Annotated in this window: 26 protein-coding genes and 1 pseudogene; 1 reads left to right on the top strand and 26 read right to left on the bottom strand. The window is 73.5% G+C overall.

Features of this window, described 5'->3' with window-relative positions:
- Window positions 1-2: 2 nt before the first annotated feature.
- The 6 genes from dprA to ABKW28_RS05895 all read right to left on the bottom strand — a co-directional run bounded on the left by dprA (window position 3) and on the right by ABKW28_RS05895 (window position 5,884).
- Window positions 3-1,139, bottom strand: coding sequence for a DNA-processing protein DprA (dprA, locus tag ABKW28_RS05920; protein WP_348607204.1), 1,137 nt, complete (start codon window positions 1,137-1,139; stop codon window positions 3-5).
- Window positions 1,139-2,737: a YifB family Mg chelatase-like AAA ATPase gene (locus ABKW28_RS05915; RefSeq protein ID WP_348607201.1), complete on the bottom strand. Its 1,599-nt coding sequence runs from the start codon at window positions 2,735-2,737 to the stop codon at window positions 1,139-1,141. The genes dprA and ABKW28_RS05915 overlap by 1 nt, the downstream gene beginning before the upstream one ends.
- Complete coding sequence (locus ABKW28_RS05910; RefSeq protein ID WP_348607198.1) at window positions 2,737-3,105, bottom strand: YraN family protein; 369 nt, start codon at window positions 3,103-3,105, stop codon at window positions 2,737-2,739. Before ABKW28_RS05910 ends, ABKW28_RS05915 begins: the two co-directional genes overlap by 1 nt.
- A 107-nt stretch (window positions 3,106-3,212) precedes the next feature.
- On the bottom strand, window positions 3,213-4,982 hold the full coding sequence (locus ABKW28_RS05905; RefSeq protein WP_348607195.1) for a hypothetical protein: 1,770 nt from the start codon (window positions 4,980-4,982) through the stop codon (window positions 3,213-3,215).
- A 45-nt stretch (window positions 4,983-5,027) separates the two neighbouring features.
- Window positions 5,028-5,444, bottom strand: a complete 417-nt coding sequence (locus tag ABKW28_RS05900) for a TadE family protein (protein WP_348607192.1) — start codon at window positions 5,442-5,444, stop codon at window positions 5,028-5,030.
- Between the two features lie 131 nt (window positions 5,445-5,575).
- Complete coding sequence (locus ABKW28_RS05895) at window positions 5,576-5,884, bottom strand: DUF2469 domain-containing protein (protein WP_193667959.1); 309 nt, start codon at window positions 5,882-5,884, stop codon at window positions 5,576-5,578.
- A gap of 73 nt (window positions 5,885-5,957) precedes the next feature.
- On the opposite strand from ABKW28_RS05895, the gene ABKW28_RS05890 reads away from it, so the two are divergent.
- A complete protein-coding gene (locus ABKW28_RS05890) occupies window positions 5,958-6,692 on the top strand; it encodes a DUF2071 domain-containing protein (protein WP_348607189.1) in 735 nt (244 codons plus the stop codon).
- Between the two features lie 12 nt (window positions 6,693-6,704).
- Here the strand turns inward: ABKW28_RS05890 and ABKW28_RS05885 are convergent, their stop codons facing one another.
- The 20 genes and pseudogenes from ABKW28_RS05885 to ABKW28_RS05790 form a co-directional block, all read right to left on the bottom strand.
- Window positions 6,705-7,364 (bottom strand): ribonuclease HII, encoded by a 660-nt coding sequence (locus ABKW28_RS05885; protein ID WP_348607186.1) that lies wholly within the window; start codon window positions 7,362-7,364, stop codon window positions 6,705-6,707.
- Window positions 7,365-7,376: 12 nt separating this feature from the next.
- Window positions 7,377-8,183 (bottom strand): signal peptidase I, encoded by an 807-nt coding sequence (lepB, locus tag ABKW28_RS05880; protein ID WP_348607183.1) that lies wholly within the window; start codon window positions 8,181-8,183, stop codon window positions 7,377-7,379.
- Window positions 8,184-8,211: 28 nt separating this feature from the next.
- Window positions 8,212-8,565: a 50S ribosomal protein L19 gene (rplS, locus tag ABKW28_RS05875; RefSeq protein WP_193667957.1), complete on the bottom strand. Its 354-nt coding sequence runs from the start codon at window positions 8,563-8,565 to the stop codon at window positions 8,212-8,214.
- Between the two features lie 201 nt (window positions 8,566-8,766).
- Entirely contained in the window at window positions 8,767-9,189 is a 423-nt protein-coding gene (locus tag ABKW28_RS05870; protein ID WP_348607314.1) for a GNAT family N-acetyltransferase, read from the bottom strand.
- A gap of 72 nt (window positions 9,190-9,261) precedes the next feature.
- Window positions 9,262-9,966, bottom strand: a pseudogene (gene trmD / locus ABKW28_RS05865) (tRNA (guanosine(37)-N1)-methyltransferase TrmD); the annotation flags it as partial.
- A gap of 19 nt (window positions 9,967-9,985) precedes the next feature.
- Window positions 9,986-10,531, bottom strand: a complete 546-nt coding sequence (gene rimM / locus ABKW28_RS05860) for a ribosome maturation factor RimM (protein ID WP_348607180.1) — start codon at window positions 10,529-10,531, stop codon at window positions 9,986-9,988.
- An 85-nt stretch (window positions 10,532-10,616) separates the two neighbouring features.
- Window positions 10,617-10,859 (bottom strand): RNA-binding protein, encoded by a 243-nt coding sequence (locus ABKW28_RS05855; protein WP_193667955.1) that lies wholly within the window; start codon window positions 10,857-10,859, stop codon window positions 10,617-10,619.
- A gap of 5 nt (window positions 10,860-10,864) precedes the next feature.
- Window positions 10,865-11,449, bottom strand: coding sequence for a 30S ribosomal protein S16 (rpsP, locus tag ABKW28_RS05850; RefSeq protein WP_348607177.1), 585 nt, complete (start codon window positions 11,447-11,449; stop codon window positions 10,865-10,867).
- 170 nt (window positions 11,450-11,619) lie between these two features.
- The gene (locus ABKW28_RS05845) at window positions 11,620-12,690 is read right to left on the bottom strand and encodes an amidohydrolase family protein (RefSeq protein WP_348607174.1); all 1,071 of its coding nucleotides are present in this window, start codon (window positions 12,688-12,690) and stop codon (window positions 11,620-11,622) included.
- Between the two features lie 40 nt (window positions 12,691-12,730).
- Window positions 12,731-13,117 (bottom strand): NYN domain-containing protein, encoded by a 387-nt coding sequence (locus ABKW28_RS05840; RefSeq protein WP_193667952.1) that lies wholly within the window; start codon window positions 13,115-13,117, stop codon window positions 12,731-12,733.
- A complete protein-coding gene (gene ffh / locus ABKW28_RS05835) occupies window positions 13,114-14,688 on the bottom strand; it encodes a signal recognition particle protein (RefSeq protein WP_341230856.1) in 1,575 nt (524 codons plus the stop codon). The genes ABKW28_RS05840 and ffh overlap by 4 nt, the downstream gene beginning before the upstream one ends.
- Window positions 14,689-14,732: 44 nt before the next feature.
- Window positions 14,733-16,952, bottom strand: coding sequence for a [protein-PII] uridylyltransferase (locus tag ABKW28_RS05830; RefSeq protein ID WP_348607171.1), 2,220 nt, complete (start codon window positions 16,950-16,952; stop codon window positions 14,733-14,735).
- A 150-nt stretch (window positions 16,953-17,102) separates the two neighbouring features.
- On the bottom strand, window positions 17,103-17,441 hold the full coding sequence (locus ABKW28_RS05825; protein WP_193667949.1) for a P-II family nitrogen regulator: 339 nt from the start codon (window positions 17,439-17,441) through the stop codon (window positions 17,103-17,105).
- Window positions 17,438-18,778: an ammonium transporter gene (locus tag ABKW28_RS05820; protein ID WP_307822787.1), complete on the bottom strand. Its 1,341-nt coding sequence runs from the start codon at window positions 18,776-18,778 to the stop codon at window positions 17,438-17,440. The genes ABKW28_RS05825 and ABKW28_RS05820 overlap by 4 nt, the downstream gene beginning before the upstream one ends.
- Window positions 18,779-18,948: 170 nt before the next feature.
- Complete coding sequence (gene ftsY, locus ABKW28_RS05815) at window positions 18,949-20,124, bottom strand: signal recognition particle-docking protein FtsY (protein ID WP_193667948.1); 1,176 nt, start codon at window positions 20,122-20,124, stop codon at window positions 18,949-18,951.
- A gap of 42 nt (window positions 20,125-20,166) precedes the next feature.
- The gene (locus tag ABKW28_RS05810) at window positions 20,167-20,382 is read right to left on the bottom strand and encodes a hypothetical protein (RefSeq protein ID WP_193667947.1); all 216 of its coding nucleotides are present in this window, start codon (window positions 20,380-20,382) and stop codon (window positions 20,167-20,169) included.
- Between the two features lie 65 nt (window positions 20,383-20,447).
- The gene (locus tag ABKW28_RS05805) at window positions 20,448-20,933 is read right to left on the bottom strand and encodes a thioesterase family protein (protein WP_193667946.1); all 486 of its coding nucleotides are present in this window, start codon (window positions 20,931-20,933) and stop codon (window positions 20,448-20,450) included.
- Window positions 20,930-24,484, bottom strand: coding sequence for a chromosome segregation protein SMC (smc, locus tag ABKW28_RS05800; RefSeq protein ID WP_193667945.1), 3,555 nt, complete (start codon window positions 24,482-24,484; stop codon window positions 20,930-20,932). Before smc ends, ABKW28_RS05805 begins: the two co-directional genes overlap by 4 nt.
- Before the next feature lie 33 nt (window positions 24,485-24,517).
- On the bottom strand, window positions 24,518-26,044 hold the full coding sequence (locus ABKW28_RS05795) for a hypothetical protein (RefSeq protein WP_348607169.1): 1,527 nt from the start codon (window positions 26,042-26,044) through the stop codon (window positions 24,518-24,520).
- 52 nt (window positions 26,045-26,096) lie between these two features.
- Window positions 26,097-26,315, bottom strand: a complete 219-nt coding sequence (locus ABKW28_RS05790) for a hypothetical protein (RefSeq protein ID WP_193667943.1) — start codon at window positions 26,313-26,315, stop codon at window positions 26,097-26,099.
- Window positions 26,316-26,381: the final 66 nt, after the last annotated feature.

Raw genomic sequence — 26,381 nt, 5'->3', positions numbered from 1 at the left:
GCTCACGGCAGAGCCAGCCCGGCGAGCCGCCAGCCGTTGCCGTCGCTGCGCACCAGCCCGGCCTCCTGCAGCCGCACCAGGACCGCGTCGGTGGTGCCCGGGCCCACGCCGGCGGTGCGCGCGATCGAGACGCTGGCGACGCCCCGCGAGACGGGCACCGCGTCGAGCACCTGCCGGTCGACCGGGTCGAGCCGGTCGCGCAGCGTCTCGGGCCCCCGCGGGATCTCCAGCAGGTACTGCCCCGACTCGGCGACCATCTCGAGCACCTCGGGCCCGGTGGTGACCAGGCCGGCCGCCCCGGCCCGCACGAGCTGGTGCACGCCCTGCGACTGCGCCGACGTGACGGGACCGGGCACGCCCATGACCGGACGGTTGAGCTGCTGCGCCCAGTTGGCGGTGTTGAGCGCACCGCTGCGCAGCGCGGCCTCGACGACCACGGTGCCGGTCGTCAGGGCCGCGATCAGCCGGTTGCGGCTCAGGAACCGCACCCGCATCGGCGACCAGCCGGGCGGCGACTCCGAGACGACGGCGTGGTGGGTGGCGAGGTGCTCGATGAGGTCGCGGTGCGCCTCGGGGTAGATCCGGTCGGCGCCGCAGGCCAGCACCGCGACCGTCGAGCCGTCGGTGCCGAGCGCCCCGCGGTGGGCGGCCTGGTCGATGCCGAAGGCCGCCCCCGAGACGACGGGACGTCCGGCGCTCGCGACCGCGGCGGCGACGTCACCGGCGACCGAGGCGCCGTACCCGGTCGCGGTGCGCGCGCCGACCACCGCGACCGAGCCGCCGAGCGTGTCGAGCCGTTGCGGCCCGCGCACCCACAGCCCCACGGGCACTCCCCCGCGCCCCTGCACGCGCGGCTGCTCGAGGTCGCCCAGCTGCGCGGGCCACTCGGCGTCGGCCGGGGTGACGAAGCGGATGCCCTGCCGGGCGGCGAGCGCCAGGATGCGCTCGGGGTCGAGCCCCTGGCTGCGGGCCTGGGTCTCGGCCTGGAGGTCGGCGAGGTCGGGAGCGCTGCGAGCCAGCTGCTGCAGCGTCTCGACCGGCCCGATGCTGCCCACGCTCGCCAGCAGGCGCGGGTCGCCCGGCTCGACGATCCGCGAGAGCGCCACCCGGGCGAGCCGGTCGTCCTGCCAGGGCGCCATCACGCGCCCCGCTCGAGCGCGCTGAGCATCAGCGGGTGGCCGGAGCGCAGCCGCAGGGCGGTCTCGGCCTCGGCGGCACCCGGGCGGCGCTCGGGGTCGGCGCCGGGCAGCAGGTCGAGCACGCTCCAGGCCAGCCGGTGCACCCTGACGGCCCCGCGGCTGGTGACCTCGGCGTCGTAGAGCGCCTTGTCGAGCATGGCCTGGCCGTCCTCCGCCAGCGGCCAGCGCTCGCGCAGCGCCGCTCCCGGCACCTGGGAGTTCAGCCGCCAGGTGCAGCCGCGGTAGCGCTCCGCCTGGCGCCGCCGGGCCGCCGTGACGCGCACCCGTACGTCGGCGGAGGTCTCGCGCACCGCGAGGGGGTCGCGGCGCTCGTGGGGCCGCACCGGGTCGACCTGGCGGGTGATGTCGATGCGGTCGGTGACCGGGCCGGTGACCTTGCGCCGGTAGTCGCGGCGCACGGTGTCGCGGCACGAGCACCGGTTGGCCCCGGCGTGGGCGCGGAACTCGCCGCACGGGCAGGGGTTGGCGGCGAGCACCACCATGCCGCGGGCGGGCAGGGTCACGAGCTCCTCGGCCCGGGCGACGGTGATCTCGCCGTTCTCGAGCGGCTCGCGCAGCGCCTCGATCACGTCGGCGCGGAAGAGCGGGAACTCGTCGAGGAGCAGGACCCCGCAGTGCGAGCGGCTGAGCTCGCCGGGCCGGACCTGCCCGCTGCCACCGCCGACGATGGAGGCCTTGCTCGCGTCGTGGTGCGGGGCGGCGTAGGGCGGGCGTCGCAGCATGCCGCGGCTGGGGTCGAGCACCCCGGCCAGCGAGTGGATCGCGGTCAGCTCGAGCGACTCCTCGGCGTCGAGGTCGGGCAGGATCGTGGGGATCCGCTCGGCCAGCGTGGTCTTGCCGGAGCCCTTCGGGCCCTGCAGCAGCAGGTGGTGGCCGCCGGCGGCGGCGACCTCGGCGGCGTACCTGGCGTCGGCCATGCCGATCAGGTCGGACATGTCGACCTCGTCGTGGCGGTCGGAGCCGCGCCAGGACAGCAGGCTGGCCCCCGTGGACGACGCCACGGGCGGGGCGTCGGGCACCTCGTCGCCCTTGAGCTGGGCGACCACCTGGCGCAGCGAGCGCATGCCGAAGACGGTGGTGCCGGGCACCATGGCCGCCTCGGCGGCCTGCGGCTCGGGCACGAAGACGGTGCGCACCCCCGCCTCGCGGGCAGCGAGCACCATGGGCAGCACGCCGGTGACCGGGCGCAGGCCGCCGTCGAGGGTGAGCTCGCCGATGAAGAGGCACCCGTGGAGGGCCTGCTCGGTGATCACCGCGTCGGCGGCCAGCACCGACAGGGCCATGGCCAGGTCGAAGTGGGTGCCACGCTTGCGCAGGTCGGCGGGCGAGAGCAGGATCGTGATGCGCTTGGTGGCCGGCCAGCCGAGCCCGGAGTTGATGATGGCCATCCGCACCCGGTCGCGGGCCTCGCTGATGGCGATGTCGGGGCGGCCCACCAGGGTGGTGCCGACCTGGCCCGGCGAGACGTCGGCCTGCACGTGGATGAGGTGGCCCACCGCGCCGTGCAGGGAGACGGTGCAGGCGGTCGCGAACGGCATCAGACCAGCCCCCGCACGTGCTCGACCTCGGCGGCGCCCCGGGCCGCCAGGCGCACCGCCACCAGGTCGACCCGCACCTCGGGCAGCCGGGGGCCGTGGGAGACCTGCCACTGCTCCCCCAGGCGCTGGAGGCGCTCCAGCTTGGCGGGGGTGATCGCCTCGTGCGGCGAGCCGCCCACCTCACCGGCCCTGGTCTTCACCTCGCCCACGACGAGCACGTGGCCCTCGCGCAGCACCAGGTCGACCTCGCCCACCGGGCACCGCCAGTTCCGTTCGAGCAGGGTCATCCCCTGCTCCACCAGGTGGCGCGCCGCCACCGTCTCGCCGTACGCCCCGAGGGCCTGCCGGCTCGCTGCTGTCGCTGTCATCTCCGACCTCCTGCGCCCAGCGTGCGACCACTCGGCGGTGGGAGGAGAGCGGACGCTGCGGGCTGTGGACACACCTGAGCCGGCCCTGACCTGTGGACCGGAAGTGGTCAGCCGACCAGCCGCGGAGAAGCGCAGCTCAGCTCTGGAGAGCTGTCGAGGATCGCGTCGGAGCCCGCGATCCTCGCACCGACGAGAGCCAGGATCGGGGCGAAGACCGTGTTGGTGAGACTCCCGGCGTCGTCGGCGTCGAACAAGGACGTCAAGCCCGAGGCGACGATCGCGTCGATGAGCGCGGCCTGACGACCCGCATCCAGGTTGATCCCGACTCCGAGCAGCCCCCCGAGGAGCTCGACGTTCGCGGAGATGCTGGCGTGGCTCTTCGACGTGGACAGGATCGACACCCCGCCGCTGCCCGTCGGGTACGGCGTGTCGAACTGCTGCGGCGGCACCGTGATCGACAACGACGACACCCCGTTCGCACCCACCGTCGCGACGACGGTCACGGCGGCGTTGAGCCTGATGACGGCCCGGCTGTCCAAGAGGCTGCCCGGCAGCAAGCCCGGGAGCACGTTCTTGAGCTCTCCCTTCACCTCTGCTCGCAGGGGGGTGGTGAGCGTGACCGTCGCCAGCCCGTTCTCGACGTCGAGGACGACACCGTCAGGGCTGTCACAGCTGATGGACCGCAACGAGGAGCTGGTGCCGGCGACCGAGACGTCGATCGACACGTGGTTCTGCGCGGTGATCGTCGACGAGGTGATCGACCCCAGGAACGGCAACGACGGCATCGAGAAGTCGAGGTCCGTGGGCGCCAGCGTCCCGTCGATGTGGACGTTGAGCTGCTCGGTGTCGGAGGCGACACCGATCGTGGCCCCGGTCCCGGGTGCGCCGCAGTACTGGCGCGGCCCCTGCAGCAGCGTGGCAGCGAAGTTGACGTTGCTCAGTCCCGGCAGCGTCGAGGCCAGGTACACGTTCGCCACGTTGGTCCCGTTGAGCAGCGAGAGCGAGCCACCGACCAGGTCCAAGACGTTGGCGCGTGCCTCGGCGAGGGAGCCAGCACCCGTCTCGGCGGACAGCAGACGGCCCATCTGCACCATCGCCGAGGACTTCGCGTTGGCCGCCAGGACGCCCAGCACCGACACGGTCGTGGCGTTGGTGGGCGTCGCCAGGGCCTCGATGGCGGCGTACAGGCTGTGCAGCGACACCGTCGACGTCGCGAGCTGGTCGACGGAGCCGGCACCCAGCTCCACGGCCAGGTCGTCGAGATCGACCGAGCCGGACGCGAGGGCGCGGTAGTCGAGCACGCGGACGGCTCCCCCGTTCGTGAAGCCTCCCCCCTGCTCGGCCAGCTTCTGCAGGAGGGGATTGAGCAGGACCGAGTCCGAGGTGTCGAGCGCGGCGGCCCAGGACCCCAGCTTGTAGCAGGCGAACGAGGTCGAGGCCGACAGGGCGCTGCGCTGCGCTGCTCCCGAGCCAGGCCGGAAGGCGAAGTCGACCTCACCAGCGGCCTCGACGAACACTCCGTCGGGGACCTGTCCGTCGGGCACCTCGAGCAGCGCGCCACCGGCACCGCGCCGCGGCACCAGGGCACCCCGGGCATCGGTCTCGACGAAGACGAGCGTCGCCTCGACCTGCTCGACGTCGCCGAGCGTGGTGCCGTTGCGAGCGACGCTGCCAGCCACCACCGAGTCGAGCGAGGGTGGCCCGGCACGGACCTGACCAGCGGTGCTGCTGCCGTCCAGCAGTCGGGCGGCATCGAGGGCCACGACGTCAGCCAGCGCCTGCATGTCGGCACGCACGACACGCTGCATCCCCAGGTCGACGGCGAAGGCGGCCACCGTCACCAGGAGCAGCGAGGCGGCCGCTGCCACCAGTGCCACCGCACCTCGGTCACCTCGGTCGCTGAGGCCTCTGCGTGCCACCGCTCAGCTCACCGTCGCCGTGGCCGTGTAGCTCAGGGTGTCCGGCAGGGCGAACCCGAAGACGAGCTCGGGCTTGCTCGGATCACCGGCATAGTCGTAGGACACCTCCACCGCGAGACAGCTGCTGCAACCAGCGACCGGTGGGAACGAGCAGGTCAGGTAGGCGCTGCCGCAGGCCACTCCCATGGCGTCCTCGATCGCATCGGTCGCGATGGTCTCCCGGTCGGCGCCGGCGGGGGCCACCACTGCGGCGCGCGCGCCCTCGGCGGCCGCCTGGCTGATGGACTGGCGGAAGCTGAGCATGAACCCGAAGCTGATGATCCCGAACAGCAACGTGATGAGCAGCGGCACCACGAGGGCGAACTCGACCGCGGCCGCACCACGCTCACGCCCGGGCGCGCGCCGAGACCCTCCAGCCATGCTCCCACCCCGCCTTCGACACGGACTCCCGTTCCCGAGCCTAGGGAGCCGCGACCGCCGCCGGGGGCAGCACTGGGGCAGATGGCCCAGAAGGACTAGTCATCGTGCACGCTCGGCCCCCGCAGGCGCGCTCAGGACTTGGGCGGCTCGACGTCGGAGGACTGCAGCTCCTCGACGTTGACGTCCTTGAAGGTCAGCACCTTGACGTTCTTGGCGAAGCGGGCGGGACGGTACATGTCCCACACCCAGGCATCGCTCATGGAGACCTCGAAGAAGACGTCGCCCTGCTCGGTGCGGGCCTTCACGTCGACCTGGTTGCACAGGTAGAAGCGACGATCGGTCTCCACGACGTACTTGAAGATCCCCACGACGTCGCGGTACTCGCGGTAGAGGGTCAGCTCCATCTCGGCCTCGTACTGCTCGAGCTCCTCGGCGCTCACACGTGCTCCTCACTCGACCGGCGGACCTGATCGCCCACCCCCGCGGTGAGGTGGGCACTGGCATCGTAGACGCGTGCCACCCACCGCGAGCACGACTCCCCCGGGCCAGGGCCCACCCTTGGCCGGCCGCGCGATCATGGACCAGTGCTGGCGCGACATCACGTTCCTGCACTGGCCCGTCGACCCCGCCCTGGTGGCGCCGTTGCTGCCGCGCGGGGTGCGCCCCGACCTGTACGACGGCGCCGCCTGGGTCGGGCTGATCCCGTTCCGGATGGTCGACGCGGGCGTGGGGTCGGGTCGACCCGTCCCCTGGCTGGGGACGTTCCTCGAGACCAACGTGCGGCTCTACTCGACCGACGACCGGGGTCGCCGCGGCGTGGTCTTCCGCTCCCTCGACGCCGACCGCCTGGCCGTGGTCGCCGGCGCCAACACCGGCTTCGGCGTGCCCTACAAGTGGGCGCGGATGACGGCCGCGCAGGTCACCGGCGGCTGGCGCTACGAGATGCGCCGCCGCACCGGCGCCCGGCCCCGCAGCGTCATCGACGTCGAGGTCGGGGAGCCGGTCGAGCCCGGCCCGCTCGAGCTCTTCCTCACCGCCCGCTTCGGGCTGCACACCTCCGTGCTCGGGCGCACCCTGTGGGTGCCCAACACCCACGGCCCCTGGCCGCTGCACCGCGCCACGGTGCGCGAGCTGCACGACGAGCTGGTCACCGCCGCCGGCCTGCCGGGCGTGGCCACCGCCGCCCCCGCCTCGGTGCTGCACTCCCCCGGCGTGCGCACCTGGTTCGGGATGCCCCAGGCGCTCTGAGCTACGAGCGGCCTACGACGGCAGCCCGGCCGCGCGGCGCACGTTGACGAAGCGCATCCGGTGCACCGGCGAGGGCCCGTGCTGCTCCAGCGCCCGGGTGTGGGTGTCGGTGATGTAGCCCTTGTGGGTCCCGAAGTCGTACGCCGGCCACTCGCGGTCGAGCTCGCGCATCAGGCGGTCGCGGGTCACCTTCGCCAGCACCGAGGCGGCCGAGATGCAGGCGGCGACCCGGTCGCCCTTCCAGACCGCGAGCCCCGGCACCCCGAGCCCGTCGACGGGGAAGCCGTCGGTGAGCACGTAGTCGGCCGGCACGTCGAGCAGCGCCACGGCCCGCCGCAGCGCCTCGATGTTGGCCACGTGCATGCCGAGCCGGTCGCACTCCTCGTGCGAGAGCACCACCACCGACCAGGCGACGGCTCGCCGCACGACCTGGTCGTAGCAGCGCTCACGGGCCTTCTCGGTCAACAGCTTGGAGTCGGCCAGGCCGGGCACCACGCCGCTGCGCCCCGGCGGCAGGATGCAGGCGCCGGCCACCAGCGGCCCCGCGCAGGCGCCCCGGCCGGCCTCGTCGACCCCGGCCACGGACTCGAGGCCGTGGCGGCGCAGGGCGCGCTCGTAGCCGTAGAGCCCGGCGTCGCGACGGACCGTGGAACCCTTCGGCAGCAACGACATCGTCGATCCCGCCTAGGAGGCGTCCGGCACGTCGTCGAACGCGTCGGTGTCCTCGAGGCCGCCGAAGCGGTCGGTGGGCCACAGCAGCAGCCAGACCTCGCCGACGACCAGGTCGGTGGGCACGTACTCGTCGCCGGGCACGCACTCGGTCTCGTCCTCGAGGCACATGTGCACCGTGGAGTCCGCGGACCGGCCACGGTTGTCGCCCATGACGAAGATCGACCCCTCCGGCACGGGCCCGGCCTCCCAGGCGCAGTTGCCGGTCATCGGGCCGCGGCAGCCGCGCACCCGGCGGTCCTCGAGCACGTAGTCGTCCTCCTCGAGCGCGACCCCGTTGACCACGAGCCGCTTCTGGGCGTCGCAGCACACGATGGTGTCGCCCTCGACCCCCACGACGCGCTTGACCAGGAAGCCGGTGTCGGGCAGCAGGCCGATGGCGGCCAGGGCGCCGGCGACCGGGTTGGTCGGCTCGTCGACCTCGCCACGGGTCAGCCAGCCGCCCGGGTCCTCGAAGACCACGACGTCGCCGCGCTCGACCTCGCCCCCGAACCAGCCCGACCACTTCTCGACCAGGATGCGGTCGTCCTCGACGAGTCCGGGCTCCATGGACTCGGAGGGGATGTAGAAGGCCTGCACCACGAACGACTTGAGCAGCACCGCGAGCACCACCGCGAGCGCGAGCAGGAGCAGGGACTCCTGCCACACCGGCAGGCCCCGCCGGCTCTTGTCGCGGGCGGCCGCGACGCGTTGGGCCGGGGACGGCACGACCCCGCCGGCCTCGTTCGTCGGGCCTGCGGGGTCGTGGTCGTCGCTGCTCACGCGGCGAGTGTAGAGAAGGAGTCGCCGATCAGGAGTCGCGACGCTCCTTGATCTTGGCGGCCTTGCCGCGCAGGTTGCGCAGGTAGTACAGCTTGGCGCGGCGCACGTCGCCGCGGGTCACGACCTCGATGGTCTCGAAGATCGGGGAGTGCAGCGGGAAGGTGCGCTCGACGCCGACGCCGAAGGAGACCTTGCGGACGGTGAAGGTGCGGCCGACGCCGGAGCCCTGCACGCGGATGACGACGCCCTGGAAGATCTGCACGCGCGAGCGCGAGCCCTCGATGACCTTCACGTGCACCTTGACGGTGTCACCGGCGCGGAAGTGGGGGTTGTCGTCGCGCTTGACGTCGTTGCCGATCTGGGCGACCAGGTTGTTGCTCATGGTGTCTCCTCGCGGGTGCCACAGACCAGCCGCGGTATCAGGTGGTGCAGGAATTGTCGCGGCCCGCCGTGTGCTCCGGTGGCGTGGGCCGCCCTCTGTGGCAGGCGTCCGACGCGGGCCCCCCGTGCGTTCCTCGGGGCTGCCCTCCGGTCCGGCAGGACCAGCGACGAAGTCTGCCACAGCCGCCCGTGCGGGCCACAATCAGCCGCGGCCGCTCCGGCGTCGCTGCTTGGTCAGCACCGCGGGCCCCGACGGCCCGTCGAGCACCTCGCGCACCCGGTAGCCCGCGCGCTGGTAGCGGCGCAGGTTGGCCTGGCTGCCCTTCCCCGTCACCAGTCGGTACGCCGCCGCCGCGGGCGGGGCGGCCCGCTCGGCGTGCTCGAGCAGCACCCGGCCCAGGCCGCGGCCCTGCAGGTCGGGGGCGACCATCAGCCGGCCGATCTCCCACGTGGTGTCCTCGAGCCGGCCTCGCACCGAGCCCACGAGGCGTCCACCGACCCGCACGACGTAGGTGTCCCACTGCGCCAGCGAGGCCGCGGTGTCGGCGACCGACTCGTGCAGCGGCGGGATCGTGAGGTCGTCGTTGACCAGCGCCTCGCCGACCCAGCAGGCGAGCGTGAGCACGTGCAGCTCGGCGGTGTCGCCGGGTGCCGCGGGCACGACCTCCCACTCCCCCGCCACGTGGCTGGCGTGCAGCAGGTCCGGGCGCCGCTCGGCGGTGCGCTCGAGCGACTGCGCGTGGCGCCAGGCGGCGATCGCGGCGTGGTTGCCGCTGAGCAGCACCGGGGGCACGTCGTGGCCGCGCCACGAGGCGGGCTTGGTGTAGACGGGGTACTCCAGGAGCCCCTGCTCGTGGGACTCCTCCTCCAGGGAGGCGGCGTTGCCCATGAACCCGGGCAGCAGCCGCACCACGGCCTCGGTGACCGCCAGGGCGGCGACCTCGCCGCCGTTGAGCACGTAGTCGCCCAGCGAGACCTCGACGACCTCCGCGACGTCGTCTCGCCCCCGGGCGTGGTCGAGCACGCGCTGGTCGATGCCCTCGTAGCGCCCGCAGGCGAAGACCAGGCGGGGCCGGGTGGCCAGCTCGCGGGCCAGCGCCTGGGTCAACGGCCGCCCGGCGGGGCTGGGCACCACCACGGTCGCTGCCGAGCCGGGCGCCCCGAGGCCACCGGGGCCGCCCAGCAGCTCGTCGAGCGCCTCGCCCCACGGCTCGGGCCGCATCACCATGCCGGCGCCGCCGCCGTACGGCGTGTCGTCGACGGTGCGGTGCCGGTCGTGGGTCCAGCCCCGCAGGTCGTGCACGTGCAGCTCGACCAGGCCCTTGGCGGCCGCCTTACCGGGCAGCGAGAGCCCGAGGGGGGCGAGGTAGTCGGGGAAGATCGTCAGGTAGTCCAGGCGCACGGTGCTCGTCCTCGCCGGCTCAGTCGTCGTCGGGCAGCGGCGAGACGAGGCCGGGGCGGTCGGCCACCACGACCCGCCCGGCCGCCAGGTCGACCTCGGGCACCAGGGCCGCGACGAAGGGCACCAGGGTGTCGCGGCCGTCCAGCGCCTTGACGCCCAGCAGGTCCTGCGCGCCGTGCACCACCGAGGTGATCGTGCCGAGCGCGACGCCGTCGGTGTCGACGACGGCGAGACCGACGAGCTGGTGGTCGTAGAACTCCTCGGGGTCCTCCGGCGTCGCGTCGGCGGGCAGCTGCGCGTGCAGCACGATCCCGCGCGCGGCCTCGGCGCCGTTGCGGTCGGCGAGCTCCTCGAAGGTCACCAGCAGCACCCCCTGGTGCCAGCGGGTGCGCGCCACCTGCAGGGTCCGCCACGTCACGGCCGAGCCGCGCGGCGCCTCGACCTCGAGCACCGCGCCGTCGGCGAAGCGCAGGCCCGGCTCGTCGGTGCGCACGTCGATGGTCACCTCGCCGCGCAGCCCGTGCGGCTTGCCGATCCTGCCCACGACCACGTCGATGGTCTCCACCGCTGTCTCCTGTCGAAATGACACCGACCCGCCCGAGTGTCCCGGGCGGGTCGGTGTGTGTGTCTGGTGCTGGCTCGGTGCTGGATCAGTGCCGGCGGTCGACGTCGACGAAGTCGACGCGCGCCCCACCGCGACCGGCGAGCGCACCGACGACGGTGCGGAACGCCGAGGCGGTCCGACCGCCCCGGCCGATCACCTTGCCGAGGTCGTCGGGGTGGACCCGGACCTCGAGCACCGAACCTCGGCGCAGCTCCTTGTCGCGCACGCTGACGTCGTCAGGGTTGTCGACGATGCCGCGCACCAGGTGCTCCAGCGCCTCCGCGAGCACGGGACTCAGGCCCCGGTCTCGTCAGCGACCTTGTCGGCCAACTTGTCAGCGTCGGCGGTGCCGGGCTCGCTGTCGGCCTTCGACTCGGCGGCCTCGATGGCCGCGCCCTCGTCCTCAGCACCCTCCGGCGACATGCCGGCGGTGACGGGAGCAGGCTCCTCGGCCTTGGTCTCCGCCTTGGCCTCGGCCTTGGCGTCGCTCTTCTTGGCGGCCGACTTCTTGGTCGTCGCGGCGGCGCCGGACGAGCCGTGCGCCTCCTTGAGGGCCTCGTTGAAGATGTCGAGCTTGTCGCGCTTGGCGTCAGCGGTCTTCAGCGTGCCCTCGGCGCCCGGGAGGCCGTGGTACTTCTGGAAGTCACCGGTGATCTTGAGGATCGCGGCGACCGCGTCGCTGGGCTGCGCGCCGACGGAGAGCCAGTACTGCGCCCGGTCGGAGACGACGTCGATGTACGACGGGTCCTCCTTGGGGTGGTACTTGCCGATCTCCTCGATCACGCGACCGTCGCGCTTCTTGCGCGAGTCGACGACGACGATGCGGTACTGCGGCACCCGGACCTTGCCCAGGCGCTTCAAACGGATCTTGACGGCCACGGTTGTGGTGTCTCCTTGATGTCGTGTGTGGTGAGGACCGGGGCTCCAGGTGGGGACCGGGACACGATTCCTCGATGGGCTCCACGCGTCCGGTTGAGAGGGGCCGCACGCGCGGGACTCAGCGTGGAATGATGCCAGACCCGAGGGGGCCGGGAGAAATCGCCTGCCCCTCAGGCGACCACGCGCCCCCGCAGCACCACGCAGACGGGCTCCCACAGCGCCGTCAGGTCCTGGGCCGGGTCCCGGTCGTAGACCACGAAGTCGGCGCCGGCTCCCTCCACCAGCCCGTCGAAGCCCAGCCACTCGCGCGCCTTCCACGACGCGGCGGCGAGCACGTCGGCGGCCGGCATCCCCAGCTGCGCCATCGCCAGCACCTCGCCGGCGAGGTGGCCGTGGCGCTGGGCGCCACCGCCGTCGCTGCCGACGTAGAGCGGGACACCGGCCTCGTGCGCCGACATCAGCACCTCGCGGCGGCGGGCGTGCAGCTGGTCCATGGTGGCGGCGTACGCCGGGAACTTCTCGCGGCCCTGGGCGGCGAACCCGGGGAACTTGTCGGTCTGCATCACCGTGGGCACCAGCGCGACCCCCGCGGCCGCCATCTGCTCGACCTGCTCGAGGGCGAGCCCGGTGCCGTGCTCGATGCAGTCGATGCCCGCGTCGAGCAGGCCCTGCAGCACCTCGTGGCCGAAGCAGTGCGCGGTCACCTTGGCTCCGTGGCGGTGCGCCACCTCGATGGCCTCGGCGAAGCTCTCCTGCGGGAACGAGGGCGCCAGGTCGCCGGCGTCGCGGGAGATCCAGTCCCCCACCAGCTTGACCCACCCGTCACCGGCCTGCGCCTCCTGCGCGACGTACGCCGACAGCTCGGCGGGCTCGACCTCGTGGGCGTAGCTGCGGATGTAGCGCCGGGTGCGCGCGATGTGGCGCCCGGCACGCACCAGCCGGGGCAGGTCGTCGCGCTCGTGCACCCAGCGGGTGTCGGCGGGCGACCCGCAGTCGCGCAGCAGCAGGGCGCCGGCGTCGCGGTCGGCGAGGGCCTGGCCCTCGACCTCGTCGTCGCCCACGGCGCCGTGGTCCTCCATGCCCAGGTGGTTGTGCGCGTCGACGAGGCCCGGCACGATCCACCCGCGCGCGGCGGTCTCGGCACCGGGCTGGGCCTCGAAGGTGACCCGGCCGTCGACGACGTACAGGTCGCGGCTCTCGCCGTCGGGCAGGACCGGGCCGGTGAACTTCAGCGCGCTCATGCCCGCGAGGCTAACCCGTCGGCCGACGAGGCGAGGAGGCTCAACCGTGGTCGAGCTTGTCGAGCTGGTCGAGCAGCCAGGTCGGGCCCACCACGGTGGCGCCGGTGGCCGAGACGTTGGCGGCCAGGGCCCGGTCGGCGGTCACGACCGTGACGGTGCAGCCGCGCTGGCCGGCGCGCTGGGCCTCGGACAGGATCGTCGCGTCACCCTCCTTGGGCGCGTGCACGATGCGCACGTGGGCGTCCTTGCCGGGCCGGGCGCCCCCGCGGGCACCGCCCTCGAGGACCATCACGATCTCGTCGCCGGGCACGTCGGCCACCAGCAGCGCCTCGTGCAGGCGCCGCGTCGCCGCGGCGCGGTCCTTCCACCAGCCGTCGGGACGGCTGCCGATCACGTTGGCCGAGTCGACCACCACCACGGACCTCACTTGAGGAACTTCGAGAAGTCCTTGGGCAGGTCGAGGTCGGCTGCCGCCTTCTCGTAGTCGACCGGCTCACCGCCCGGCGTGCCGAAGGGGTTGGCCGGCGCGGCCGCCGCCTTCTCCTTGGCCGCCTGCTCCTGCTGGGCGGCCTTGGCGGGGTTGCCCGAGCGCTTGGCGCCCTTGCCCTTCTTCTGCTGCGGCTTGGCCTTGCCGCGCTTGCCACCACCCATGCCGGGCATGCCCGGCATCCCCGGCATGCCGGGCATCCCGCCGCCGCGAGCCATCTGCATCATCATCTTGCGTGCCTCGAAGAAGCGGTCGACGAGCTGGTTGACGTCGGAGACCTGGCGCCCGCAGCCCTTGGCGATGCGGGAGCGGCGCGATCCGTCGATGAGCTTGGGGTTGGCCCGCTCGGCCGGTGTCATCGACTGGATGATCGCCTGGATGCGGTCGATCTCGCGCTCGTCGAAGTTCTCGAGCTGCTCGCGGAACTGCCCCATGCCGGGCAGCATCCCCATGATCTTCGACATCGAGCCGAGCTTGCGGACCTGCTGCATCTGCTCGAGGAAGTCGTCGAGGGTGAACTCGCCGCCCTGGCCGCTGAGCTTCTGCGCGGCCTTGAGCGCCTGCTCGGAGTCGAAGCTCTTCTCGGCCTGCTCGATCAGGGTCATCACGTCGCCCATGTCGAGGATCCGTGAGGCCATGCGGTCGGGGTGGAACAGGTCGAAGTCGGTCAGCTTCTCGCCGTTGGAGGCGAACATGACCGGCTTGCCGGTGATCGAGGCGATCGACAGCGCGGCACCACCACGGGCGTCGCCGTCGAGCTTGGTGAGCACCACGCCGTCGTAGCCCACCCCGTCGAGGAAGGACTGCGCGGTGACGACGGCGTCCTGGCCGATCATCGCGTCGACGACGAAGAGCACCTCGTCGGGCGAGACGGCGTCGCGGATGTCGGAGGCCTGCTTCATCAGCTCGGCGTCGATGCCCAGGCGACCGGCGGTGTCGACGATGACGACGTCGTGCAGGGTGCGCTTGGCCTCCTCGATCGAGGCCTTCGCCACGCCCACGGGGTCGCCGACGCCGTTGCCCGGCTCGGGGGCGAAGACGGTCACGCCGACCCGCTCGCCGTTGACCTGCAGCTGCTTGACGGCGTTGGGGCGCTGGAGGTCGGCGGCCACCAGCATCGGCGACTTGCCCTGGTCCTTGAGCCACAGCGCCAGCTTGGCGGCCAGCGTGGTCTTGCCGGCGCCCTGGAGGCCGGCGAGCATGATCACGGTCGGGCCGCTCTTGGCGTAGCGCAGCCGGCGGGTCTCGCCGCCCAGGATCGTCACGAGCTCCTCGTTGACGATCTTGATGATCTGCTGGGCCGGGTTCAGCGCGCCGCTGACCTCCTCGCCGCGCGCCCGCTCCTTGACGGCGCCGACGAACTCCTTGACCACCGGGAGGGCGACGTCGGCCTCGAGCAGCGCGATGCGGATCTCGCGCGCGGTCGCGTCGATGTCGGCCTCGGACAGGCGACCCTTCCCCCGGAGGTTCTTGAAGGTGTCGGCGAGCCGGTCGGACAGTGTGGCGAACAAAGGCGTCCCTCGGTGAGTCGGCGGAGCGTGGTGGAGGCTCCAGCCTACCGGGGCTCCACCGTGAGAGCCGCACGGACGGCGTGGGCGGCGTCGGCGGCCCGGGTCTCGGAGAGCGCGCCGGCGGCGGCCTCCTGCAGGTAGAACACGTCGACCGCCTGCGGACCGAGGGTCTCGACATGGGCCGAGCGCACCGCCACGTCGAGCTGGGCCAGCGCCGCGCAGACGCGGTGGACGACGCCGGGCTGGTCGGCGGCGCGCACCTCCAGCACCGTCGCGGTGCGCGAGGCGTCGGGACGCACCTCCACGGTGGGAGCCAGGGCCCGGGGGTCGGGACGCAGCCGGCTGGCCGGGTCGACCCGGCCCTCGGCGATCGCCTCGTACCGCTCCCGCAGGTAGGGCACGTCGAGGCCCGGCTCGGCGACCTCCCAGACCGAGACGCTGTAGACCTCCTGGGCCCAGGCGCGCGCGGCACGCACGGGGATGCGCTGCAGGGCGAACAGGCCCGAGAAGTCGGCCAGCAGCCCGACCCGGTCGGGGGCCATGGCGGTCACGCGGGTGCCGTCGGGGGTGGCCTCCACGGCGAAGTGGACCGCGCCGTTGCGCACCTCGCGCGGGATCTGCACCTCCTCGTCGGCGACCGGCGGCAGGCTGCGCCCGGTGTCGAGGGCGGTGTGCACCCGGCGCGAGAGCTCGACCACCAGGCCCGCCCGCCAGGTCGACCACGCCTGGGACGAGGCCGCCTTGGCGTCGGCCTCGGTCAGCGCGGTCAGCAGGGAGAGCGCCTCGGTCGAGCCCACCCGCGAGGCGACCCGCTCGATGGTGGCCGGGTCGTCGTGGTCGCGGGTCGTGGCGGTCTCGGCGAGCAGCAGGTGCCAGCGCACCAGGCCGGCGATCAGGTCGACCGAGGCCGGCTCGAAGCCCATCCGGGCCGCGATCTCCCGCGCGATCGGCTCCCCCGCCACGCTGTGCTCGGTCAGGCTGCCCTTGCCGATGTCGTGCAGCAGCGCCGCGACCATCAGCACGTCGGGCCGGTTGACCTGACGGATCAGCGACGACGCCTCGATGCAGGTCTCGACGACGTGGCGGTCGACGGTGAAGCGGTGGATCGCCGAGGCGTGGGGCAGCAGCCGGATGCGCTCCCACTCGGGCAGCAGCCGCGGGAGCGCGCCGGTCTCCTCGAGCGTCTCCCAGACCGGAAGCAGGCCGCGCCCCGAGGCCAGCAGCCGCACCAGCTGCTGGCGCGCCTCGGTGGGCCACGGGTCGGGCAGGTCGGCGACCTCGCGGGCCAGCCGGGCCGCGGTCGGGGGGGCCAGGACGGCGTCCATCTCGGCGGCCGCCGCAGCGGCACGCAGCAGCAGCACGGGGTCCTCGGCCGGCCGGGCCTTGCGGTCCAGGACGATCTCGCGCCCGGCGAGCGCCACGCCGCGGGCGATCGGGAACAGCGCCGGCTTGCGGGCGGTGCGCACCGAGACCGGGCGCGCCAGGAAGTCGTCGACGCGGCGCCAGCTCAGCCGCGACAGGTGGGTGATGCGCCGCCCCAGGGTGCGCACGTGCACCTGGGCGCTGCGCGCGTCGCTCATCCCCAGGCCGGTGGCCAGCTCGCTCCACATCTCGGGCTGGATGCGGTCGTTGGCCCGGCCGGCCCCGGCCTGCACCAGGTCGCGGACGTCGAGCAGCGCCTGGCGGCCACGCTCCAGGTCGGTGTGCGGCACGTCGACGAGCCAGGTGGCCACCAGTGCGCGCAGCACGGTCGCGTCGCGCAGGCCGCCCTCGGCCTCCTTCACGTCGGGCACCGACATGTGCGCCAGCTCGCCCACGAGCTCGTGGCGGGCGCGCACCAGCTCGCGCAGCGCGGGCAGGCGCTCGCGGGCGTTGCGACGCCACTGCGCCAGCACCGTGGCGCGCAGCCGCAGCGTCAGGTTCGCGTCACCGGCCAGGTGCCGCACGTCGAGCAGCCCGAGCGCGACCCGGAGGTCGGCCTCGGCCGCCGACAACATCTCGGGCAGCGCGCGCACCGAGTGGTCGATGGTGGTGCCGGAGTCCCACAGCGGGTACCAGACCCGCTCGGCGACCTCGCCTGCCTCCACGCCCTCGTCGAGCACCAGCACCACGTCGAGGTCGGAGTGCGGCGCCAGCTCGCGGCGGCCGTAGCCGCCCACGGCCACCAGCGCGGAGCCGACCTCGCCCCCGCCCGCCTTCTCGTACGCCGCCGCGCACAGCGCGTCCGCCTCGCTCGTGCGCTGCTCCCGCTCGGTGGCCGTCACATCGGTCTCCTGGGGTCGGGGTGCGGGTGGGAGCGGGGCTGGTGGTGGCCCCCGATCATGCCGGACGCGACGACGGCCCGGCCCACCGCAGGGGTGGACCGGGCCGTCGCGGCTCTCACGGGAGCATCACTGCGTGGCTGACGCCGTCGTTCACAGGGCCGCCGCGTCGCGGTCGCCGGTGCGCACCCGCACCACGCTGTCGACGGGGCTGGTCCACACCTTGCCATCACCGATCCGGCCGGTCTGCGCGGCCTTGACGATGATGCCGGCCACGTCCTCGGCGTCGGCGTCGTCGACGACGATCTCGAGGCGGATCTTGGGCACCAGCGCGACGTCGTACTCCGCGCCGCGGTAGACCTCGGTGTGGCCCTTCTGGCGGCCGTAGCCGCTGACCTCGCTGACGGTCATGCCGGCGACGCCGAAGGTCTCGAGGGCCTCGCGGACGTCTTCCCACTTGTGCGGCTTGATCACCGCGGTCACGAGCTTCATGCGTGTGCCCCTTCCGTGCGGGTGGAGGGATCGGGCCTCGTGGCGGCGGCGAGCGCACCGCCGCTGCCGCTGGAGAGGCTGGTGTTCAGATCGTAGGCGGACTCGCCGTGCTGGTCGAAGTCGATGCCCTCGACCTCGGACTCCTCGTCGATGCGCCAGCCCATGGTGAACTTGATGGCCAGGGCGATCAGCAGGGTGACCACGCCGGACCAGGCGATCGCGACCAGGACACCGAGCACCTGGTCGACCAGGGAGCCGACGCCGCCGCCGTAGAACAGGCCGTCGACCGCGCCGCCGGCGATGTTGTCGCCCTCGCTGGAGGTGACCGAGAAGAGGCCGATCATCACGGTGCCGACGATGCCGCCGACCAGGTGGACGCCGACCACGTCGAGCGAGTCGTCGTACTTGAGCTTGAACTTCAGGCCCACGGCCCAGGCGCACAGCGCACCGGAGACCAGGCCGATGGCCAGCGCCCCGAGGATGTTGACCGCGCCGGCGGCGGGGGTGATGGCCACGAGGCCGGCGACGATGCCCGAGGCGGCACCCAGGGTGGTGGCCTTGCCGTGCAGCACCTTCTCCACCACGAGCCAGCCGATGATCGCGGCCATGGTCGCCAGGGTGGTGTTGGCGAAGGTCAGGCCGGTCTCGGCCAGGAACTGGTCGCTGGCGTCGAGGTCGTCGCTGAAGACGATCGAGCCGACGTTGAAGCCGTACCAGCCGACCCACAGCAGGGCGGCGCCCAGCATGGTCAGGGTCAGGTTGTGCGGGCGCATGGGCTCACGGCCGAAGCCGATCCGCTTGCCGATCACCAGGGCCAGCACCAGGCCGGCGACACCGGCGTTGATGTGCACCGCGGTGCCACCGGCGTAGTCCTGCGCACCGATCTGGGTGCAGATCAGGGCCGAGTCGGTGCAGCCGAAGACCATGTGGGCCAGCGGGAAGTACGACAGGGTCGCCCAGAGCGGCACGAAGACCAGCCAGGCCGAGAACTTCACCCGGTCGGCGATCGCGCCGCTGATCAGCGCGGTGGTGATCACCGCGAAGGTCAGCTGGAACATCATGAACGTGTAGCCGTCGTAGCCGACGCCGTCGAGGGCGAAGTTGGCGAACGGCGAGTTGAAGAACGTGTCGATGCCCCCCTCGCCGCTGAACACCATCGAGTAGCCCCACAGCACCCAGATGATGCCGACGATCGCCATGGCGGCGTACGACATCATCATCATGTTCAGCACCGACTTCGACCGCGTCATGCCGCCGTAGAAGAGCGCCAGGGCCGGGGTGGTCATCATCAGCACCAGCAGCGTGGCCACCAGCATGAACGCGTTGTAGCCGTCCACAGAACCTCCAAGATCAACTTCGAAGGACGCTCCCCCGGCCCCCGACGGCGGTGTCGGGTGCGGGGTGCGTCCCCATCAGTGCTGAGCCTGGCGACGACGTGTTTCAGGGTCCGGCGGGCGGTGTTACGCCGGGGCAACGAGTGGGCCGCCCGTGTTACGCCTCTGTGAACTCAGCCGCCGAGCAGGGCGTCGACGAAGGCGCCGGCGTCGAAGGGGGCCAGGTCGTCGGCGCCCTCACCGAGCCCCACGAGCTTCACCGGCACACCGAGCTCGCGCTGCACGGCGACCACGATGCCGCCCTTGGCCGAGCCGTCGAGCTTGGTCAGCACGATGCCGGTCACGTCGACGGCCTCGCTGAAGACGCGGGCCTGGATCATCCCGTTCTGGCCGGTGGTGGCGTCGAGCACCAGCAGCACCTCGGTGACCGGGGCCTGCTTCTCGACGACGCGCTTGACCTTGCCGAGCTCGTCCATCAGGCCCTGCTTGTTCTGCAGCCGGCCGGCGGTGTCGACGATGACGGTGTCGACACCCGTGCGCCGGCCCTCCTCCACGGCACGGAAGGCCACCGAGGCCGGGTCGGCGCCCTCCTCGCCCTTGACGGTCTCGACCCCGACCCGCTCTCCCCAGGTGCCGAGCTGCTCGACGGCGGCGGCGCGGAAGGTGTCGGCCGCGCCGAGCACCACGCTGCGCTCCTCGGCGACCAGGATGCGGGCGATCTTGCCGACGGTGGTGGTCTTGCCGGCGCCGTTGACCCCGACGACCAGCACCACGCCCGGCTCGTCGCCCTCGCCGCTCACGCGCAGCGCGCGGTCCATCGTCGGGTCGACCAGGGCCAGCAGCTCCTCGCGCAGCACCTCTCGCGGGTCGGCCGTGCCCTCCACCCGCAGCCGGGTGCGCAACCGCTCGACCAGCTCCTGGGTCGGGGCGACGCCGATGTCGGCGGTCAGCAGGGTGTCCTCGATGTCCTCCCAGGTGTCCTCGTCGAGCCGCTCGCGCGAGAGCAGGGCCAGCAGCCCGCGACCCAGCGCGCCCTGCGAGCCGGCGAGGCGCTGGCGCAGCCGCACCAGGCGCGAGGCGGTGCCCTCGGGACGCTCGACGGGCGGCGCGACCGGCTCGGCGGGCGCCTCCGGCTCGACCGGGGCCTCGGGCTCGATCGTCGCCGGCGGCGAGCTGAGCTCGACCGGCGGCGCCTCCGGGTCGGCGGTGGGGGTGCCGAGGACGTCGGTGTGGGTGTCGGGCAGCGGGCCCGGCTTGCGGCGCCGGGTGACGACGAGGCCGGCGACGGCGCCCACGAGGGCGACACCGACGACGGCGATGACGAGGATCACGAGGGCGAGGGTCTCCATGGCCCTCATCCAACCACCCGGGACGACCCCGGCCTCAGCCGGTCAAGGGCGCTGCTGGTCGTCCCCGTGGTCGTGCCCGTGGTCGTGCTCGTCGTCGTCCTGGCCCAGGGTGCGCACCGAGCCGCGGGCCCGGCGCATCGTCTGCTCGAGCCAGCCCCCGGAGCCCGCCTGGTCGCCGCGGTGGGGGACGGCGACGTAGTAGAGGACCAGGGCGGCCAGGACCACGATGACGACCATGGCGACGACGATCGAGAGCACGAGGGATCTCCGAGGGGGGAAGGGGGGAACCGGGGGTGGAGCACCCCACGGTGGCACACCCCCGGCTACTGGCCCCCGCCCACGCGCAGGAGCGGCTCGACTGCGGCGCGGATCACGTCGGGCATGGGGGTGACGCGGCGTGCCGGGTCGGTGTTGTCGACGTAGACGTGCACGAAGCGGCCCTCGGCGGCCGCCTCGTCGCCGTCGCCCTGGAAGAGCCCGATGCGGTAGACCACCGACGAGGAGCCGACCCGGTCGACCACGAGGCCCGTCTCGACGGGCGCCGGGAAGCCGATCTCACGGAAGTAGCGGCACGAGGTCTCGGCCACTACGCCGATCTGCGGCAGCGAGCGCACGTCGACGCCGGAGGCCTCGTAGAGGTGGGCGTTGACGGCGGTGTCGAACATCTCGTAGTAGGTGGCGTTGTTGAGGTGCCCGTAGGCGTCGTCGTCGCGCCAGCGCGTCGTGACCGTGCGCCAGGCGACGTAGTCGCCACGGGTCGGTCGGGCCGGCCGGCCCGGGCTGTCGGCAGGATCGGGGCGGTTGCTCACACGGGCTCCGTCTCTCGCAGGCGCTGGCTGATGACGGCCGAGACGCCGTCGCCGCGCATGGTCACGCCGTAGAGGGCGTCGCCGACCTCCATGGTGCGCTTCTGGTGGGTGATGACGAGCAGCTGCGAGTTCTCGCGCAGCTCCTCGTAGATCTCGAGCAGCCGGCCCAGGTTGGTGTCGTCGAGCGCGGCCTCGACCTCGTCGAGGATGTAGAAGGGCGAGGGACGGGCCTTGAAGAGCGCCACCAGGAAGGCCACCGCGACCAGGGAGCGCTCGCCGCCCGAGAGCAGCGAGAGCCGCTTGACCTTCTTGCCGGGCGGGCGGGCCTCGACCTCGATGCCGGTGGTGAGCATGTCGTCGGGGTCGGTGAGCACCAGGCGGCCCTCGCCACCCGGGAACAGCCGCGCGAAGGTCGCGTCGAAGGCCTTCTCGACGTCGGCGTAGGCCTGGCGGAAGACCTGCTCGACCCGGTCGTCGACGTCCTTGACGATGTCGAGGAGGTCCTTGCGGGTGCGGCGCAGGTCCTCGAGCTGCTCGGTGAGGAACTTGTGGCGCTCCTCCATGGCCGAGAACTCCTCGAGCGCGAGCGGGTTGACCTTGCCGAGCATCGCCAGGGCCCGCTCGGCCGACTTGAGCCGCTTGCGCTGCTCCTCGCGCACGAACGGGACCGCGGCCGGGGTGCCCTCGGGGGCGTCGTCGGCGACCTCCTGCGGCACCGGCTGGTGCGGGCCGTAGTCGGCGACGAGCGAGTCGGGCTCGACGCCCACCTCGTCGAGGGCGCGCTCCTCGAGCTGCTCGATGCGCATCCGCTGCTGGGCGCGTGCCATCTCGTCGCGGTGCACCGAGCTGACCAGCTCCTCGTGGTCACGGGCCAGGTCGCGCAGCCGTGACCGCACCTCGCGCAGCCCCTCCTCGCGCTCGCGCCGGGCCTCCTCGACCGCCGCGCGGTCGTCGGCCGCCAGCTGCACCGAGACCTCGAGCCTCGCCAGGGCCCAGGCCACCGCCGTGGCGACCGCCTCGGCGGCCCGGCCCTCGCGCAGCAGCCGGTCGCGGCGCTCCGCGGCCCGGGCCCGCTGCTCGCGCTCCTTGGCAGCCGCCCGCAGCAGCGAGTCGGCCCGCCCGTGCACCGCTCGCGCGCGCTCCTCGGCGGTGCGCAGCGCCAACCGGGCGTCCATCTCGGCCTGGCGCGCGGCGCGGGAGGCCTCGACCAGGCGCTCGCGCTCGGCGGTGTCGGGCTCCTCCTCGGGAGCCTCCTGCGCCCGGGCGAGCCGCGCCTCGAGGTCGGCCAGACCGGCGACGGCATCGACGCTCGCCTGCTCGGCCCGGGCGATCGCCTGCTCGACGCGCTCGGCCTCGGCGCGAGCCGACCGGGCCTGGGAGCCGTGCTGGCCGAGCTCCTCGGCGACGGCCGCCAGCGTCGCGTCGGACTCGTGCAGCCGCGCCAGCGCGACGTCGACACGCTGTTGGACGTCGTGGCGGCGCGCCTCGAGCCGCGAGGTCTCGAAGCCGGCCCGCTCGCTGGCCGCGACCGCCTCCGCCAGCGCCGCCGCGGCCTCGTCGACCGCGGCCTGCACCTCGATCAGGCTGGGTTGCGCGCTGGAGCCACCGGCCACCAGGTGCGCCCCGACCACGTCGCCCTCGCGGGTGACGGCGCCGAGCGCCGGGTCGGCCCCGACGAGGCGGCGCGCGGTGGCCAGGTCGTCGACGACGGCGACGCGGTCGAGGAGCCGGGTCAGCGCGGGCCGGAGGCCGGGTGGGCAGTCCAGCACCTCGACGGCGTACGCCGCTCCCGCGGGCAGGTCGGGCCAGCCCTCGGGCCCGGGCAGCCCGGGGCCGTCGGCGAGCAGCATGGCGGCGCGACCCAGGTCGTCGCTCTTGAGCCGCTCCACCGCGGCCAGGGCGTCGTCGGCGCCCCCGACGGCCAGGGCGTCGGCGTGCGGGCCGAGCGCCGCCGCGACGGCCGCCTCGTAGCCGGGGCGCACGGTCAGCAGCGAGGCGAGCGAGCCCAGCAGACCGGCCACCTGGTCGCTGCCGAGCAGCGCCCCGGCTCCGTCCTTGCGGTTCAGCCCCATCTCCAGCGCATCCTTGCGGGCGGCCAGCGTGTGCCGGTCGCGGTCGGCGGCCTGCGCGCGTTCGCGCACCTGCGCCAGCAGGGCCTCGACCTCGTCGAGCTCGTCGACCGCCTGCTCGTGCTCGGCGTCGAGGCCCTCCTCCCCCGCGTCGAGGCCCGCGACCCTGGTCTCCAGGGCGGTGAACGCCTTCTGGGCGCGCTCGGCCCGCTCGAGGGCCTCCTCGCGACTGTGCCGCAACCGCCCGACCTCCTCGTCGGCCGCGGCGGCACGCGACCTGAGCGCGTTGACCTGGCCGTGCAGGCGCGCAAGACCCTCACGCCGGTCGGCGGCGGCACGCTGCAGCGCCGCGATGCGCCGTTCCTCCTCGGCGGCGGCGTCCTCGGCGGCCTTGCGCGCCGTGACGGCCTGCTCGAGGCCCGTGCGACGGGTGTCGACCTCGGCGCCGGTGCGCTGCTCCTGCTCGCGGGCCCGGGCGGCCTCGGCCTCCAGGTCGGCCGGGTCGCGCCCGCTCGCCGTCTCGACCTCGGTGGAGGCCGCGGCGTTGCGCACCCGCTCGGCCGCCAGCGACTGGGTGCCGCGCAGCCGTTCGCGCAGGCCGGTCAGTGCGTACCAGGTGTCCTGGGCCGCCGCGAGCACCGGCAGGTCCTCGCGCAGCGCCGCCTCCAGCGCGCCCTCCAGCTCGCGGGCCTGCGCGGTGGCCTTCTCGACCTCCTCGCGGCGTTGCAGCAGCACCGACTCGTCGGCCATCTCCTGCTCCAGCGTGGTGCGCGCGGCGACCAGGTCGTCGGCCAGCAGCCGGGCCCGGGCGTCGCGCACGTCGGCCTGCACCGTGGCGGCGCGCCGTGCCACCTCGGCCTGGCGTCCCAGCGGCTTGAGCTGTCGGCGGATCTCGCTGAGCAGGTCGTTGAGCCGGTGCAGGTTGCCGTCGGTGGAGTCGAGCTTGCGCAGCGCCTTCTCCTTGCGCTTGCGGTGCTTGAGGACCCCGGCGGCCTCCTCGATGAAGCCACGCCGGTCCTCGGGCGTGGCGTGCAGGATCTGGTCGAGCTGCCCCTGGCCGACGATGACGTGCATCTCGCGCCCGATGCCCGAGTCGCTGAGCAGCTCCTGGACGTCGAGCAGGCGGCAGGTCTGGCCGTTGATGGCGTACTCCGAGCCCCCGGAGCGGAACATCGTGCGGCTGATCGTGACCTCGGCGTACTCGATCGGGAGGGCGCCGTCGGTGTTGTCGATGGTCAGCAGCACCTCGGCACGGCCCAGGGGCGGGCGGCCGGAGGTGCCGGCGAAGATGACGTCGTCCATCTTGCCGCCGCGCAGGCTCTTGGCGCTCGCCTCGCCCATCACCCAGGCCAGCGCGTCGACCACGTTGGACTTGCCCGAGCCGTTGGGGCCCACGATGCAGGTGATGCCCGGCTCGAGCTGCAGGGTCGTCGAGGAGGCGAAGGACTTGAACCCTTTGAGGGTCAGGCTCTTCAGGTACAACGCAGGGGCCCTTCCGCCGAGGTGGGCCTCAGGCTACCCCTGGGCGCGCCGGCGCCGCAGGAGCAGCGCGCCGGCCGTCGCGGCCCCGACGAGACCCAGCGGGAGGGCGTTCGCGGCGGCCCGGTCGGAGACCGAGACCCCGGCGGTGGCCGCGGTGGGCGGCTCGGCGCCCCGGCCGTCGCCCGGCACGTCGACGGCGTACACGTCGAGACCGCGCACCAGGTCGATGCTGTAGACCAGGTTGGTGCGCGCGTCGGTACGGCGGCCGCGGGCGTCGTAGACCGGCGCCCACATGGCGTCCCAGACCTCCGAGAGGCCCCACACGGCATGGGCGTGGGTGCGGATGCGACGCGGGTCGCTGACGTCGAGCACCTGGGTGCCGCCGCCGTAGAAGCCGGCCGCGACCAGGCCGCCGGGGCGGTAGTCGAACCAGTGCGAGGAGCAGAACGCGCCCCGGGGCAGCGGGAACGTGCCGAGGTCGGAGAGCTCGACCTTGTCGAGCGGCACGATCCGCCCCGGCTTGCCGTTGAGCCGCTTGACCCACCAGGTCTGGAACGAGCCGGCCAGCGAGCAGTCGGTCTGCTCGTAGTCCTCCTCGGTCACCAGCAGCACGTTGCCTCGGCGCAGCGAGGGCTTGCGGCCGGGCTTGAACCGCTCGGCGTGCGGGCGGAAGGCGTTGTGCAGGATGAAGTCGTTCCAGCCCTCGTGGTCGGGGTCGACGCCCTGGCCGGCCTTGCCGGTGGTGGTCAGCACACGCGGGCGGCGCGGCTTCGAGACGTCCCACATCGAGGCGCCGTTCCAGCCGGTGTGGGTGCCGATGCCGGCTGCGTCGAAGTTCCACTTGTGCCCGCCCGTGGGCGTCGCGAAGGGCTGCACGCCGGGCGTGGAGCGGTCGGAGTCGACCTCGACCGGGTTCTCGAGGTCGCGCAGGTCGAAGATCGAGAACGTGGAGCGTCCGCCGGCGGAGTAGGCGTAGCGGCACCTGGTGTCGTCGACGCAGGCCACGGTGTGCGTCGAGGTCGTGCCCGGGGCCCGCGAGAGCACGGTGGGCGTGGCCGGGTCGGTCACGTCGACGACCACGAGCTCGCCGCCACCGACGTTGACGTGCTCGATGTCGCCGGGCGAGGCCTGCACGAGGTCGACGCCGACCAGCGCGAATCGGCGGGTGCCGTCGCCGGTGCGGCGTTCGCCGCAGGTCATCGCCTCGTTCTCGAACATCACGCTGGGCAGCACGCCGGTGAGCTCGGGTCGGGCGGGGTCGGAGACGTCGAAGACCCGCAGGGAGTCCAGGCCGCTGGTCACGAAGAGCGGCGCGGTGGCGGTGAAGCAGCCGGAGATGCCGACCTGGCCGGGGTCGCTGTCGACCTGGGCGATGTTCCGGCTCGAGACCAGCGAGGCGGTCGTGCCGGGCTGGGCGGCGGCCCGCTCGAGCATCTGGCGCCGGACCTCGCCAGGGTCGCCGGGGCCCCCGGCCAGGGCCGGGGCGGTGATGCCGAGGGAGGTCAGCGCGAGGGCGGCGGCGCAGAGCACGCCGGGGAGGAGCCGGGGACGACGGGTCATGTCGACCCAACGACCAGGGGGCCCCGCGGTCACGGCGCCGCGCGGGTCGCGCTCAGGCGGGCTGCATCTCCTGCAGGTCCTGCATCTCCTCGCGCAGTCCCTGCTCGGCGAGGTGCTCGGCCACCTGGGCGCTGAGCCGGTCGTTCTCCGCGCACAGGCGCAGGACGAGGGCCTCGAGCTCGCCGACACGCGCCCGCAGGCGGGCGTTGTCGGCGCTGAGGCGGGGGTCGAGCAGGTCGCTGCTGCGGTAGCCGATCAGCGCCTTGGCCATGGGGGTCACTCCAGTGCGGGTGGGAAGTAGGGGGCGGGGGGGGGGGGGGGGGGGGGGGGGGGGGGG

This window comes from Nocardioides sp. 31GB23, assembly GCF_040012395.1.
Lineage (GTDB): Bacteria > Actinomycetota > Actinomycetes > Propionibacteriales > Nocardioidaceae > Nocardioides > Nocardioides salarius.
This window is presented reverse-complemented; position numbering and strand designations above follow the sequence as displayed.

Excerpts from the sequence above, each read along its gene's own strand:
- dprA (WP_348607204.1), bottom strand. The coding sequence starts at position 1,139 with ATGGCGCCCTGGCAGGACGACCGGCTCGCCCGGGTGGCGCTCTCGCGG.
- ABKW28_RS05915 (WP_348607201.1), bottom strand. The coding sequence starts at position 2,737 with ATGCCGTTCGCGACCGCCTGCACCGTCTCCCTGCACGGCGCGGTGGGC.
- ABKW28_RS05910 (WP_348607198.1), bottom strand. The coding sequence starts at position 3,105 with ATGACAGCGACAGCAGCGAGCCGGCAGGCCCTCGGGGCGTACGGCGAG.
- ABKW28_RS05900 (WP_348607192.1), bottom strand. The coding sequence starts at position 5,444 with ATGGCTGGAGGGTCTCGGCGCGCGCCCGGGCGTGAGCGTGGTGCGGCC.
- ABKW28_RS05885 (WP_348607186.1), bottom strand. The coding sequence starts at position 7,364 with ATGTCGTTGCTGCCGAAGGGTTCCACGGTCCGTCGCGACGCCGGGCTC.
- rplS (WP_193667957.1), bottom strand. The coding sequence starts at position 8,565 with ATGAGCAACAACCTGGTCGCCCAGATCGGCAACGACGTCAAGCGCGAC.
- ABKW28_RS05845 (WP_348607174.1), bottom strand. The coding sequence starts at position 12,690 with ATGAGCGCGCTGAAGTTCACCGGCCCGGTCCTGCCCGACGGCGAGAGC.
- ABKW28_RS05825 (WP_193667949.1), bottom strand. The coding sequence starts at position 17,441 with ATGAAGCTCGTGACCGCGGTGATCAAGCCGCACAAGTGGGAAGACGTC.
- ftsY (WP_193667948.1), bottom strand. The coding sequence starts at position 20,124 with ATGGAGACCCTCGCCCTCGTGATCCTCGTCATCGCCGTCGTCGGTGTC.
- ABKW28_RS05795 (WP_348607169.1), bottom strand. The coding sequence starts at position 26,044 with ATGACCCGTCGTCCCCGGCTCCTCCCCGGCGTGCTCTGCGCCGCCGCC.
- ABKW28_RS05790 (WP_193667943.1), bottom strand. The coding sequence starts at position 26,315 with ATGGCCAAGGCGCTGATCGGCTACCGCAGCAGCGACCTGCTCGACCCC.